Source organism: Phytoactinopolyspora limicola (assembly GCF_011320225.1).
Classification (GTDB): Bacteria; Actinomycetota; Actinomycetes; order Jiangellales; family Jiangellaceae; genus Phytoactinopolyspora; species Phytoactinopolyspora limicola.
This window is the reverse complement of the sequence record NZ_JAAOEN010000021.1, coordinates 23,663-37,538: the sequence shown is the minus strand read 5'-3', so window position 1 is coordinate 37,538 and position 13,876 is coordinate 23,663. Positions and strand designations below refer to the sequence as shown.

At 67.6% G+C, this 13,876-nt stretch carries 10 protein-coding genes; 2 read left to right on the top strand and 8 right to left on the bottom strand.

What is annotated here, in order from left to right:
• Positions 1 to 116: 116 nt before the first annotated feature.
• Entirely contained in the window at positions 117 to 3,170 is a 3,054-nt protein-coding gene (locus tag G8760_RS26835) for a bifunctional [glutamine synthetase] adenylyltransferase/[glutamine synthetase]-adenylyl-L-tyrosine phosphorylase (protein WP_166355917.1), read from the bottom strand.
• Positions 3,171 to 3,633: 463 nt separating this feature from the next.
• On the opposite strand from G8760_RS26835, the gene G8760_RS26830 reads away from it, so the two are divergent.
• Complete coding sequence (locus G8760_RS26830; protein ID WP_166355916.1) at positions 3,634 to 5,151, top strand: aldehyde dehydrogenase (NADP(+)); 1,518 nt, start codon at positions 3,634 to 3,636, stop codon at positions 5,149 to 5,151.
• 6 nt (positions 5,152 to 5,157) lie between these two features.
• On the opposite strand, the gene crcB (G8760_RS26825) is transcribed toward G8760_RS26830, so the two are convergent.
• The 7 genes from crcB (G8760_RS26825) to G8760_RS26795 all read right to left on the bottom strand — a co-directional run bounded on the left by crcB (G8760_RS26825) (position 5,158) and on the right by G8760_RS26795 (position 11,659).
• The gene (crcB, locus tag G8760_RS26825; RefSeq protein WP_166355915.1) at positions 5,158 to 5,523 is read right to left on the bottom strand and encodes a fluoride efflux transporter CrcB; all 366 of its coding nucleotides are present in this window, start codon (positions 5,521 to 5,523) and stop codon (positions 5,158 to 5,160) included.
• Positions 5,520 to 5,930 carry a DUF190 domain-containing protein gene (locus G8760_RS26820; RefSeq protein WP_166355914.1) on the bottom strand — a complete coding sequence of 137 codons (411 nt, stop codon included), beginning with the start codon at positions 5,928 to 5,930 and terminating at the stop codon, positions 5,520 to 5,522. The genes crcB (G8760_RS26825) and G8760_RS26820 overlap by 4 nt, the downstream gene beginning before the upstream one ends.
• Before the next feature lie 22 nt (positions 5,931 to 5,952).
• A complete protein-coding gene (crcB, locus tag G8760_RS26815) occupies positions 5,953 to 6,375 on the bottom strand; it encodes a fluoride efflux transporter CrcB (protein ID WP_166355913.1) in 423 nt (140 codons plus the stop codon).
• A 103-nt stretch (positions 6,376 to 6,478) separates the two neighbouring features.
• Entirely contained in the window at positions 6,479 to 7,951 is a 1,473-nt protein-coding gene (locus tag G8760_RS26810) for an ABC transporter substrate-binding protein (protein WP_207782773.1), read from the bottom strand.
• A gap of 35 nt (positions 7,952 to 7,986) precedes the next feature.
• Complete coding sequence (locus G8760_RS26805; RefSeq protein ID WP_207782772.1) at positions 7,987 to 8,901, bottom strand: carbohydrate ABC transporter permease; 915 nt, start codon at positions 8,899 to 8,901, stop codon at positions 7,987 to 7,989.
• Entirely contained in the window at positions 8,898 to 9,935 is a 1,038-nt protein-coding gene (locus G8760_RS26800) for a carbohydrate ABC transporter permease (RefSeq protein ID WP_207782771.1), read from the bottom strand. Before G8760_RS26800 ends, G8760_RS26805 begins: the two co-directional genes overlap by 4 nt.
• Before the next feature lie 395 nt (positions 9,936 to 10,330).
• Entirely contained in the window at positions 10,331 to 11,659 is a 1,329-nt protein-coding gene (locus G8760_RS26795) for a glutamine synthetase family protein (RefSeq protein ID WP_166355912.1), read from the bottom strand.
• A gap of 142 nt (positions 11,660 to 11,801) precedes the next feature.
• On the opposite strand from G8760_RS26795, the gene G8760_RS26790 reads away from it, so the two are divergent.
• Complete coding sequence (locus tag G8760_RS26790; protein ID WP_166355911.1) at positions 11,802 to 13,859, top strand: NAD+ synthase; 2,058 nt, start codon at positions 11,802 to 11,804, stop codon at positions 13,857 to 13,859.
• Positions 13,860 to 13,876 lie beyond the last annotated feature (17 nt).

Genomic DNA, 13,876 nt, shown 5'->3' with positions numbered 1-13,876 from the left:
CCTCCCGCCCCTCGCCCCTCCCCGTGATCATTGGCTTTTGACTACCGGCTCCGGTAGTCAAAGCCAATGATCACGGGGAGGGGCGAGGGGCGGGAGGTTGGACAGGGAGAGGGCGCTCAGCGGGGGTCGTCGTAGAAGACGCGCTCGACGACCGTGCGCGCCCGCCGCGAAACCCGGCGGTACTCGTCCAAGAACGCGGCGCTCTCCTCCGGCCCATAGCCCATCACCTGCGACACCGCCGCCAAGGTGGGCAGATCGGCCGGAATGACGTCCGACGCTCGCCCGCTGACCAGCACGGTCGCGTTACGGATCGCGGCGGCCCGGCACCACGCTTCTCGCAACGCTCGACGGTCGGCGTCGCGCATCAATCCGACCTCCACGGCTACGTCGAACACGTCGAGCGTCGCCGTCGTCCGCAACGCCTCGAACCGCCCGGCATGCTGGAGCTGCAACAGCTGCGCACACCACTCGACGTCGGCGAGGCCGCCCGGGCCGAGTTTGAGATGGGTCGACGGATCAGCGCCACGAGGCAGCCGCTCGGCCTCTACGCGGGCTTTGATCCGGCGGATCTCCCGCACCTGCACGTCGGTGAGCCCGCCCGTCGGCCAGCGCAACGGGTCGATCAGCGCTTCGAACCGGCGCAACAGCTCCGGATCGCCGCAACAGCCGGTAGCGCGGAGCAGCGCCTGCCGTTCCCACACCTCACCCCATCGGTCGTAGTACGCCGAGTACGACGCCAAGGTACGCACGAGCGGTCCCTGCCGCCCTTCGGGCCTCAGGTCGGCGTCGACGGTGAAGGCGGGCTCCGGCGACGGCACGGCCAACAGCCGGCGCATCTCGTTGGCGACCGCCAGCGCGGCCGACGCGGCGGCCTCGTCGTCGGCGCCCACATGTGGTGTGTGCACGAACATCACGTCCGCATCCGACCCATACCCCATCTCGCGTCCACCCAACCGGCCCATCGCGATGACCGCCAACCTGGTCGGCAGTGGGCCCCGACGTTCGGCCTCGACCGTGCGGACGGCGGCCGCCAGGGCTCCGGCCAACGTCGCCTCCGCGATCGCGGTCAGCGACTGGCCGACCTGATGCACCGGCAACAACCCCACCACGTCGGCCACGGCGGTCCGGAAGAGCTCCCGCCTGCGCATCGCACGGACCACACCAATCGCGGCCATGGGGTCGTCGTGTCGCTCAACGCCGGTAGTCACCTCGGCCTCGAGCTGTTCCCGTCCACGTGGCGCAAGTTCGGCGTCGCCACTGAACATGGTCACCGCCTCCGGAGCGCGCAGCAACAGCTGGGTGGCGTACTCACCCGACGCCAGAACCTTCGCCATCCGCTCCGCGGCCGCGTTGTCGTCGCGGAGTAGTCGCAGGTACCACGGTGTGGTCCCCAGCGCGTCGCTGACCTTACGGAAACCGGCCAGGCCGGTGTCCGGCAGCGGCGCGTCGGCGAACCAGCCCAACAACACCGGCAACAAGGTGCGCTGGATCGCCGCTCGGCGGGACACTCCCTTGGTGAGCGCCTCGATGTGCCGCATCGCACCGGCCGGGTCGGCATAACCGAGGGCCTCCAGGCGGGCCAGCGCCGCCTCCGCACTCAGCCGCACCCCATCGCCCGGGAGGCTGGCCACCGCCGACAGCAGCGGCCGGTAGAACAGCTTCTCATGCAGACGGCGCACCTCACGGTTCTCCCGCTGCCATCGCGCTGTCAGCTCGTCGGCGGCGCGCAGGCCAAGTGAGCGGGCCAACACCCGCAGGTCGGCGTCGGATTGCGGCACGAGATGGGTTCGACGCAGCCCGCGCAGCTGGATACGGTGTTCGAGGGTGCGGAGGAACACGTACGCCTGCTCCAGCAACGCGCCGTCGTCGCGGCCGACGTATCCACCACTGGTCAAGGCGGACAGCGCGGCCAGGGTGGAACCCGACCGAAGTGATTCGTCGGCCCGTCCATGCACGAGTTGCAGCAGCTGGACGGCGAACTCGATGTCGCGCAGGCCGCCGGGACCCAATTTCAGTTCTCTGGCGGCGTCCGCGGGACGCACGTTGTGTTCGACGCGTCGGCGCATCCCTTGGACATCACCGACGAACCCGTCCCGGCACGACACGTTCCACACCATCGGTGCGACCGCGTTGACGAACTCGCCGCCGAGGGCTCCGTCACCGGCTACCGGCCGGGCCTTGAGCAACGCCTGGAACTCCCATGTCTTGGCCCAGGACTCGTAGTAGCGGGTATAACTGGCGAGCGTCCGCACCAGCGGGCCCGCCTTACCTTCCGGCCGCAACGCGGCGTCGACCGGCCAGATGGTGCCGTCGACGGTCCGTTCCGAACATGCCTTCATCATCCCGCTGGCCAACAGGGTCGCGGTCCGCAACGCGTCGTCGTCGGCCACGCCGTCGGGTGGTTCGGCGACGAACACGACGTCGACGTCGGAGACGTAGTTCAGCTCTCGGCCGCCACACTTGCCCATGCCGACGACGGCCAGCCGGCATGGCGCGGCCCCCTCGGGAAGATCCGCCCGAGCGATCGCCAGCGCCGCCTCCAGTGTCGCCGCGGCCAGGTCGGACAGCTCGGCGCCGACGGCCGGCATCTCCACACCGCCGGTGAGGTCGACCGCCGCCAACGACAGCAGGTGCCGGCGATACGCGATCCGCAGCGCCCGGAGTAGGTCCTGGTGGTGGCCGTCGGCCACTGGTTCGAGGGCGCCGGGATCGGCACCAACGGCAGTCAGCATCTCGGATCGAACGCTGCGTGGGCCTGGTTCGGCCCCGGCACTGGCCGGTCGCCCGTCGTCGCCTTCGTGGCCACCGGGCACGAGGTCGGCGAGGTGCTCGGGGTGCAGCACGAGATGATCTGCCAGCGACGCGCTGAAGCCGAGCACGGCGAGCAGCCGTCGGGTGTCGACGGCACGCTCGCCCAGAGCCTCCAGCAGCGTGGTCGCGGCACGCGCGCCGGCCGCGTCGGACCGGGCCGCGTCGAGTACTCGCCCGAGCCCACGGAGCGCGAGATCGGGATCGGCCACCTCGGCGAACATCGCCAGCAACGTCTGGTCTTCGGCCAGCGCGTCGAGCGGCGGGGACGCTAGCTCGCGCATAGCCGCCTCGGTATCGGTGAATCCGGCCCGGGCCAGCTCGGCACCGCGGCTGCGGGAACGTGGGGGTCGTGCGTACACGCTCCGAACCTACCGCGTCGTCGCCGCCATCCCGGCCTCCGTTCCCGGGTGGTCGCGACCGTGACGGCGGCTATGACGGACGGTACGTGAAAGGATGAACCGGATGAGACACTCAGCCGAACGCACCATAGTCCATACCGCAAACACCCACTAAGATCAAACCTCGCAAGTTGACCAAGAAGTACCAATGAGATCAATAGTGCCTGTTCTATACCTACGTCGAGCCCGGAAACGGGCTCGACCCGGCGTCCGGGACGCCACAGGCCGCGGTTGTGCCGCCGGCACCGCCGTGGCGGTCGATCCTGGGCGTACGCAGGTGGCCGTCGGCGGCTGTCGCCAAGACACGGCCATCGGCGGCACGGATACGGCTCGGACAGCATCGGTGGAGGGGTCCAACGCGGCTGGCACATCCGGATACCCGGGGTGGTGCGGCAGCGGTGCACATCGGGACAGGGAGTACTGAATGACTCTGGTCGAAAGTATGAACCCACGCACGGGAGAACCCGCGGGTATGGGGGTATCGGAGACACCACCGGCGGAACTCAACTCGACGCTTTCCTTGGCCAAATCGGCGGCCCGGCGATTCGCGTCCGAGCCGCTGACCGGGCGTATCGCATTGCTACGCGCCATCGCCGACAAACTCGACAACCGCGCCGACGAGCTCATCCCCCTCGCCGACTCCGAGACCGGCCTCGGCAAGGACCGATTGACCACCGAGGTCGCCCGCACGACGTTCCAGCTGCGTCATTTCGCCGACGTGATCGAGGAGGGCTCCTTCCTCGAAGCCACCATCGACACACCGGCCCCGAACGGCAAACCCACACCGCGGCCGGACCTCCGCCGTCAGCTCGAACCGCTAGGTCCAGTACTCGTGTTCGCGGCGAGCAACTTCCCGTTCGCGTTCAGCATCGCCGGCGGAGACACCGCCTCGGCGCTGGCCGCCGGTTGCCCGGTCATCATCAAAGCCCATGAAGGGCACCCGGAGCTGTCCCGCCGCACCGGCGAGATCATCAGCTCGGTGGTAGCCGAACAGAACCTACCCGCCGGCGTATTCACCGTGGTGTTCGGGCAGAACGCCGGCCGGGACGCCATCGTCGACCACCGCATCCGGGCGGCCGGATTCACCGGGTCCACCACCGGCGGGCGAGCGCTGTTCGACCTCGCCACCGGGCGCGTCGATCCGATCCCGTTCTACGGCGAACTAGGCAGCATCAACCCCACCGTCGTCACCAAGGCGGCTACTCGCACCCGCGGAGCCGACATCGCCGCCGAGTACGTCACCTCGGTCACCCTCGGCACCGGTCAGTTCTGCACCAAACCCGGTCTGCTGTTCCTGCCCGTCGGTCATGGTCTCGACCAAGCGCTGGCGGACGCGGTCAGCGCGGTGCCGGCCAGCCCCATGCTCAACGCACGAATCGCGGAGAACTACGCCCAGATCAGTGCCGAGATCTCCGCGCACCCCGCGGTGCGCAACCTGGTCACTCCACGCCTCCACACCGAGCCGGGTGCGTGGGGGGTGCCCGCCCTGTTCTCCACCTCGGCCGAAAGCTTCACCGAAGCCGCCGATCGGCTGGCCGAGGAGTGCTTCGGGCCGAGTTCACTCATCGTCGAATACACCACCACCCATGAGCTGATCAATGCGTTGCAGTCGGTGGAAGGCAGCCTGACGGCCACCGTCCACGGTGAGCAGTCCGACATCCAGTCCATCGCTCCGGTGTTGGACGTGCTGCGCCCCCGCTCCGGCCGGTTGATCTGGAACGGTTGGCCCACGGGTGTGGCGGTGGCCTGGAGCATGCAGCACGGCGGTCCATGGCCGTCGTCCACCAACCCGCTGCACTCGTCCGTCGGGGCCAGTGCGGTCCGCCGCTGGATGCGGCCGGTCACCTACCAGTCGTTCCCGCAAGACCTGCTGCCCGAAGCGCTGCGCGACGGCAATCCGCTGGGTATTCCGCGCCGCGTCGACGGGGCCCTTCGTCGTTAGAGGAGTTCACGCCACCACCACCGCCCAGCCCAGCGCGGCCGCCCCGACACCCGCGGTCACGCTGATGACGACGTTGCCCAGCGAGTACCAGCGAGCACCGCCCTCGAACAGCCGCAGTGTCTCGTAGCTGAACGTGCTGTATGTGGTGAGTGCGCCGCAGAATCCAACCGCGGCCAACGCCGCCGCCTCGTCGTTCAGCCGACCATCGGTCCAGAGCGCGATCGCGACACCGGCCAGGAACGAGCCGACGACGTTGACCACCAACGTCCCCCACGGGAAAACCGGGCTGAACCGGGACTGGATGAACCGGTCGGTCAGGTACCGCAGCGGTGCCCCCACGGCAGCGCCGAGGGCCACCATCAACGCCGTCATCGGCCGTCGGTTCCCGGGGCGTCGTTGCCGCCGCTACCGTCGAGACCGGCGTTGTTATCGCCATCGTCGCTGGTGACACGTCCGGCGTAACGAACAACGTCGACGTCGCTCAGGGTGATCAGCCCCTGCGGAATCAGCGACTCGATCCGGGCGGCGAACGGCTCGACCTTGGCGGCGGTATCCACGATCACCACCTGCACCGGTAGGTCTTCGGACAAGCTGAAAATCCGGGTGGTGTGGATATGGTTCGACGCGCCGTAACCTTCGATGCCGCGAAATACGCTCGCACCAGCCAACCCGGCCGAGTGCGCCCGCAATACGATCTCACTGTACAGCGGCTTGCCGTGCCACGTGTCGCTCTCCCCGATCATGATCGACAGCCGCCGCGCGCGACCTTTGAGTTCCATGACGGTCTCCTCTCCGTCCATTTCACCATGACTCGCCGCGTCGCAGCCGGCCGAGCGTCGCACGCGTGACCCGCATCGCGAGCCACACCGCCACCAGAGCCGCCACGGGTGTGATGACGACGTACAGCAACGCGGGCACCACCCGCTCATCCAGCAGCAGCACGCGGACGTCGACGGCGTACGCGGAGAACGTCGTGTACCCGCCGAGGACACCGACACCTAGGAATGGGCGCAGGAGGCGGTGCGGGTCGGTCAGCTCCAGCAGCACAGCCATGAGAACGCCGATCAGGAAACAGCCGGTGATGTTCTCGACGAGAGTTGGCCAGGGGAACGCCGGCCGTCCGTCACCCAGCAGGCTGATCAGGTAGCGCGCCTCCGCACCGACGACGCCGCCGGCCGCGACGGCGCCGAGTATCGGGGCATGCCGCCGCCACGCTCCTCGCACGACCCCACGCTAGCCCGCTCTCATGATCATGAACACTTTGCCGTGCCATGGCACGGCAAAGTGTTCATGATCATGGGAGCGGGAGGGGCGGTGAGGCGGGTCGTCAGCCGATGACGGGCGCCACGTTCTCCTCGTACGAGGCTCGCAGCTCGTTCGCGACGACATCGAACGCCTGATCCGCCGGCTCGTTCTGCAGCATGATGCGTTCCAGGCCCCGACCCAGGATCTGGTCGCCATCCGGGATGTACACCCGGGCCGCGTCCTGCGGCGACGTGTGCTCCAGCTGCTCCAGCGCCACCCGCCGTTGCGGCTCGCGTTCGAAGACCTCCGCCATGAGATCCACCGCCGACTTGCGAACCGGCATGTAGCCGACGCTCTCGGAGTAGTACGCCGTGTTCTCCGGCTCGGTGGCGAACTTGATGAACCGCATGGCCGCCAGCTGCCGCTCGGGGTCGATGCCGGACGGGATGGACAGCCCGGCCCCACCCGTCGGGCAGCCGAACTGCTCCTTCTCCGGCAGAAACGCCGCCCCCACCTCGAACGACGAACCCTCGAGCAGACCCGACAGGCTACCGGTGGAGCCGATGGTGCACGAGATCCCACCCGAGGACAGGTCGATGATGTTGTCATCGGGAGTGACCCCTGCGTATCCCAACTCGTTGACCTGGCGACGGACGTACTCCCCGGCCGCGATCGCTTCGTCGGAGTCGAGGGTGATGGTGAAATCGTCCTCGCTGTACCGGCCACCGAACGCCCAGATGATCGACTGGAAGATCCACGCCACGTACGACGCTCCCTTGACGTGGTGGAACACCTTCTGATTCCCGCTGAGGTTGGCCTCCAACGCCTCGGCCCACTCGTCCAGTTCGTCCCACGTCTCCGGCCCGCGGTCGGGCAGGCCGGCCTCGGCCCAGTGCTCCTTGTTGTAGTAGAACAGCGGGGTGGACCGGGCGTACGGCATACCCCACTGCCGGCCGTCGTACTGATAGTCACCAATCAGCGTGTCGTGGTAGTCGTCGACGTCGACCTCTTCAGCCTCCAGCAGCGCGTCGAGTGGTGTGATGGTGCCGTTCAGGTAGTACTTGAACCACCAGACGTCGGACAACATCAGCACATCCGGGCGGTCGTCGCCCTGCAACGCGGTCTGGAAGCGCTGCGCCACCTCTTCATAGTTGGATCCCGCCGTCACCAATGTGACGGAGATGTCCGGGTTCGCCTCCTGGAAGCGGCGGATCAGTTCCTCGTCCGCTTCCCGGGAGTTGCCCGGGTGCACACTCCAGAACTTGATCTCGCTGGCCGGAGTCAGATCGCGGTAGTCGTCGGTGCTGGCGGCGTCCGCGTCGTCGGCGTCGTCGTCGCCGCCAGTTGACGGCCCGCCGCAAGCGGTCAGGGCCAAAGCCGCGGCGCCGGCTGCCCCGAGGCCGAGAAAGCGCCGCCGGTCGAGTGTGCCGGCCGGTAGGGCCAGGCGGCGCCGCCCGGGCGAGGTGACACCGGACATCGGGGTCAGTAGGCCACGCGCCGGGGTGACCAGGCCGCGCGACCCCTGGGCGGGGAGGTGAAGGTTGCGGTCGGGCATTGTGGAGTCCTTCCGGGAGTTGCTCGACGGGGCGGTCAACCGGTTGTGGCCCCTTGGGTGAGACCGGCGACGATGTGTCGTTGTAGGAGGGTGAAGACGACGAGGACCGGCAGCACCACCATGGCGGTGCCGGCCATCAGGACACCCCAGTTGTTGGTGCCGTCCGCGTTCTGCATCAGCGTCAGCGCCACCGGGAGCGTCATCATGTCCGGCCGATCGACGATGATCAGCGGCCAGAGGTACTCATTCCATTCGGACACGATCGTCACCAAAGCGACGGTGGCGATCGTCGGCGCCGAGATCGGGACGACCACATGCCACAGCTTGCGCCAGTGCCCGGCACCATCGAGGGTCGCCGCGTCCACGATGGCCCGGGGCAGCGTCAGGAACTGCTGACGCAGCAGGAACGTGCCGAAGGCGGTGCCGAGGCCCGGCACGATGATCCCGAGATAGGTGTTCTGCCACCCGAGGTCCGCGATGAGTGTGTAGTTCGGCACGATGACCACCTGCGGCGGCACCATCAGGGCGACGATGATCAAGATGAAGATCAGCTTCTTCGCCGGAAACCTGATGAACACCAGCGCGTAGGCGGTGAACATGGCCAGCAGCACCTTCACGCCCGCACCAACCGCCGTGACGATCACACTGTTCAGGAAGAACCGGCCGAACGGATAACGTTCGATCACCTCGGTGTAGTTGCCGCCGTACGGCCGCTCGGGCAGCCACTGGAGCGGAACGGTGAAGATCTCCGGGCGGGTCTTGACCGACGAGATGAGCATCCAGATCAGTGGCGCCATCATGACGACGACGGCCAGCAGCAGCGGCAGATATCCGCTCAGCAACCGCTGCACGTGTTTCCCATCCGCGCGCCGCCGCGGCTGTGCACTCGAGCGCCGCCCTTGGGTCGGTTGATCGGGGACGACGGACGTGGTCGATCGCTGGCCGCTCACGAGTAATGCACCTTCCGTTCCAGGAACCGCATCTGCAGGAGGGTGACGCCCAGCAAGATGACGAACAGGATGGTGGCCACCGTGGCCGAATAGCCGGCCCGTCCGGCGACGAACCCTTCGCGGTAGATCTGGTACATCAAGGTGGTGGTGCCGTCGACCGGCCCACCGCGGGTCATCGAATGGATCAGCTCGAACGATTGCGCCGACATCGAGCTCAACGTGACGGTCACGAGGAGGAAGAACGTCATGGGCGACAACAGCGGCAGGGTGATCGACCGGAACGTGCGCCACGGTCCGGCGCCGTCCAGCGCGGCTGCCTCGTGCAATTCGCGGGGGATAATCTGCAACCCGGCGAGATAGACCACGGCCGCGTAACCGAGGTGTTTCCAGACGTAGACGATGATGACCATCGCCAGTGCCCACCCGGGTTGGTTGTACCAGTTCGGCGGGTCGATTCCGACCGCCCGGATCACCGGTGCGATCACCCCGAACTGGGGATCGAACATGAACATCCAGACCAGCCCGACCGCAACGCCGGACAACACGTACGGCGCGAACACCACCGCCCGGGCGAATCCCCGGCCGTGCAGCCTCTGATTGAGCACCGTCGCCACCAGCAAGCCGACGGCGATCGTCCCGCCCACCGTGGCGACCGTGAAGATCACGGTGATCCGCAGATAGTTCCAGCTGTGCGGGTCAGTGAACCAGTTCACGTAGTTGTCTAGCCCGACGAATCGCGCCGTCGGTGATCCCAGATTCCACTGCAACAGCGAGTAGTACACGTTGTTGAACAGTGGCCGGTAGGTGAACAACCCGATCAGCGCCAGGTTAGGGATGGTGAAAGCAAGGAAGATCAGCGCCTCGCGGCCACGCGTCCGGCGCCGGCCGCGGGCGACGGCAGTTCGGTCGGGCCCGGCGTCGTCTGTTCCGGGGCCGCCCGGACGGCTCACTCCAGGGGGAGCGGAGGGCGGGCGCTGCGTCTCACGCAGCGCCATGGTCGCCAATCGACTGGGCTCGGCCAGCACGGCGGACATGGCGGCACGGACATCCCAGGTACGGCAGTGTTCTCACGTCGCTCCTGATCGGGTGCTCGGTGACGGGGCAAGCACGCTCCGTGGTCGGCGCCGAGGCCGTGGCCAGTTACGAGATCACGGAGCGTGCGGCCACGTTAAAGCGCCGCCGCACCCGCTTCATAGAGTTCGACGCATCACTTTTCTGACACTTCGGCAACTCTTTACTATTCGTCGCCGGAAAGTCATCCTTCGTTTGACAGAGCGTCCACTGGCCATCGCACCGGAACAGCACGCCGGCTCAGGACGGCCGAGGAACGTACGCGTCGACGCGCGGCGCGCCTGCGCCGAGCGCCCGCGCCGGGTCACCCCTCGGAGCGTGTTCCTCGCTCCGAGGGAGCCCTCAGATGCGGCGGCAGTTACAGGACCGGCAGCATGATGTCGCGCTCGTACGGCGTGACCTGCCGACGATAGATGTCCCACTCCTGACGTTTGTTGCGTAGGAAGAACTCGAAGACGTGCTCCCCCAACGTCTCAGCCACCAGCTCGGAGGTCTCCATAGCCCGGATGGCCTCGTCCAGCGACGTGGGCAGCGGGTCGATCCCCAATGCCCGACGCTCGCGGTCGGTGAGCGCCCAGACGTCGTCCTCCGCCTCCGGCGGCAGTTCGTAGCCTTCTTCGATCCCCTTCAGCCCAGCCGCCAACAGCATGGCGTAGGCCAGATAGGGGTTACAGGCCGAATCCAACGACCGGAACTCCACCCGCACCGACTGCCCCTTACCGGGCTTGTACATCGGCACACGTACCAGCGCGGAGCGGTTGTTGTGTCCCCAGCAGACGTACGCGGGCGCCTCACCGCCACCTTGCAGCCGCTTGTACGAGTTCACCCACTGGTTGGTCACGGCCGTGATCTCCGGGGCGTGCCGCAACAACCCGGCGATGAAGGACCGGCCGGTTTTGGACAGCTGATACTGCGCCCCTGCCTCGAAGAACACGTTTCGGTCGCCCTCGAACAGCGACACGTGTGTGTGCATTCCGGACCCGGGGTGATCGGTGAACGGCTTCGGCATAAACGACGCGTACAGCCCCTGTGAGAGGGCCACCTCCTTCACCACGGCCCGGAACGTCATCAAATTGTCCGAGGTGGCCAGGGCATCGGCGTAACGAAGATCGATCTCCTGCTGCCCGGGGGCGATCTCGTGATGGCTGAACTCGACGGAGATGCTCATCTCCTCGAGCATGGTGATGGCGTCCCGGCGGAAGTCCTGGGCCACCCCGTGTGCGGTGTGGTCGAAGAACCCGCTGGCGTCGACCGGAACCGGGATCTCGCCCTGCTTCGGAGCGTCCTTGAAGACGAAGAACTCCACTTCGGGGTGGGTATAGAAGGTCAGTCCACGGTCGGCGGCCGCACCCAGTGCCCGCTTGAGCACGTGCCGGGGATCGGCGTAGGAGGGCGAGCCGTCGGGCATGAGGATGTCGCAGAACATCCGGGCGGTGCCGGCCCGCCACGGCAGAACCTGGAACGTGGCCGGGTCGGGCTTCGCCAGCATGTCGGCCTCGTAGACGCGGGCGAAACCTTCGATGGCCGAGCCGTCGAAGCCGATGCCCTCGTTGAAGGCGTTCTCCAGCTCCGCGGGCGCCACGGCCACCGACTTCAGGTAACCCAGCACGTCGGTGAACCACAGCCGGACGAACCTGATGTCGCGTTCCTCAAGCGTCCGGAGGACGAATTCCTGCTGCTTCTCCACGCTGCACAGTGTGCCTCACACACGTGTCCACCAGGTAACCCCCCACCGCGTGTCGGCGGCGCCAGCGAATGTGTGGCTCCGCAGCGGTCGGTTACCTCGCAGGGTTCCACAGCTCGGCCGGCCGGCGGATAGGCTCGAGGATGTGCCGCAGATCAGACTCGCTCTCGCCCAAGTGAACCCGACCGTCGGTGCTCTCGAAGCCAACGCCGACCTCGTCGTCCGGATGACGGCGCACGCCGCGTCGCAGCACGCCCACCTCGTCGCCTTCCCGGAAATGGTCCTCACCGGGTATCCAGTAGAAGACCTCGCGCTGCGCCGTTCGTTCGTCGACGCCTCCCGCGCCGCGGTCGAACAGCTCGCCACCCGCCTCGACGCCGAGGGACTAGGGTCCGTGGCCGTCGTCGTCGGCTACCTCGGTCGCGACGACACCACGGCTGACAGCGTGCAGCTTGGCCGGCCCAAGGGCTCACCGCAGAACAGCATCGCCGTGCTCTACGGGGGGCGGGTGCTCGCCCGGCAGGCCAAACACCACCTGCCCAACTACGGCGTGTTCGACGAGTTCCGGTACTTCGTCCCCGGCGATCATCTCGGAATCGTCCGGCTCCACGGTGTCGACGTCGCCCTGGCCATCTGCGAAGACCTGTGGCAAGACGGCGGCCCCGTCGCCGTCGCGCGGGAGGCCGACGCCGGCATGCTGCTGGTCATCAACGGCTCACCGTACGAACGCAACAAAGACGACACCCGGCTCGAGTTGGCCCGCCGTCGCGCGCTCGACTCCAACGCGGCCCTGGCCTACGTGAACATGATCGGCGGGCAAGACGAACTCGTCTTCGACGGCGACTCCCTGGTGGTCGACGCCAACGGCCACCTACTCGCCCGAGCGCCGCAGTTCGAGGAAGGGTGCCTCGTCGTCGACCTGGACCTCCCGACGCCCACCCGGCCCGCACCGCCACCGTGGGGCACCTCCGACGAGCGAGTAGCCGGGTTCAAGGTTCGTCGAACGACACTCACCGACGCGCCACTGCCGCACTACACACCCGAGCCCGGGGCCCTCGCACCACATCTGTCCGACCCCGCCGAGGTGTACGCCGCCGTTGTCACCGGCCTGCGCGACTACGTGCGCAAGAACCGTTTCGATTCGGTGGTGCTGGGCCTGTCGGGCGGCATCGACTCGGCGGTCACCGCGGCCGTCGCCGTAGACGCGATCGGCGCTGACCACGTCCACGGCGTCGCCATGCCCAGCGTCTACTCCTCCGAACACTCCAAGGCCGACGCGAGAGAACTGGCCGAGCGAACCGGCCTACACCTGCATACCGTGCCTATCGCGCCCATGGTCCACGCGTTCACGGACCACGTGGAGCTCACCGGGTTGGCCGAAGAGAACCTGCAAGCGCGCATCCGCGGCGTCATCCTCATGGGAATGTCCAACCAGCACGGCCACCTCGTCCTCGCCACCGGCAACAAGAGTGAGTTGGCCGTCGGCTACTCCACCATCTACGGCGACGCGGTCGGCGGGTTCGCGCCGCTGAAAGACGTTCCGAAGACCCTCGTCTGGGAGCTAGCCCGGTGGCGCAACACCGTCGCGGCCGAACACGGCGAGAAGCCGCCGATTCCGGAGAGCTCCATCGACAAACCCCCGAGTGCTGAGTTGCGGCCCGGCCAACTCGACTCCGACTCGTTGCCCGACTACTCGTTGCTGGACGACCTGCTCGACCACTACGTGGAGCAGGATCTCGGCAGTGAGCGGCTGATCGAGGCCGGTTTCGCGCCCGACGTCGTGACGCGGGTGCTCCGGATGGTCGACGCCGCGGAGTACAAACGGCGCCAGTATCCACCAGGTCCGAAAGTCACCGAGCGCAACTTCGGCCGCGACCGACGGGTGCCGATCACGACGGCATGGAGGGGGCACCCCGTCAGTCCGTCAGCCGCATCGATCCCCACGCCAGCCACCGAAGTGGTCACACCACCGGCTCCCGCGGAAGCCGAGTCGCCCGCAGAACCTGAGTCGCCCGCGGACGCCGAGCCGCCTGCAGAAGCCGACTCGCCCGCGGCGGCCGATGCGGCCACCGGAGCTGATGCGGCCACCGCGGCGAAGTCTCCATCACAGCCAGCCGAAGCCGAGCCGGGCGAACCGGCGGAGCCTGCCGAACGTCGCACCAACGGTGGACACACCTCGCCGCCGCCCCCGCCGCCGAGCTGAACGTGGTGCTCTCGTGT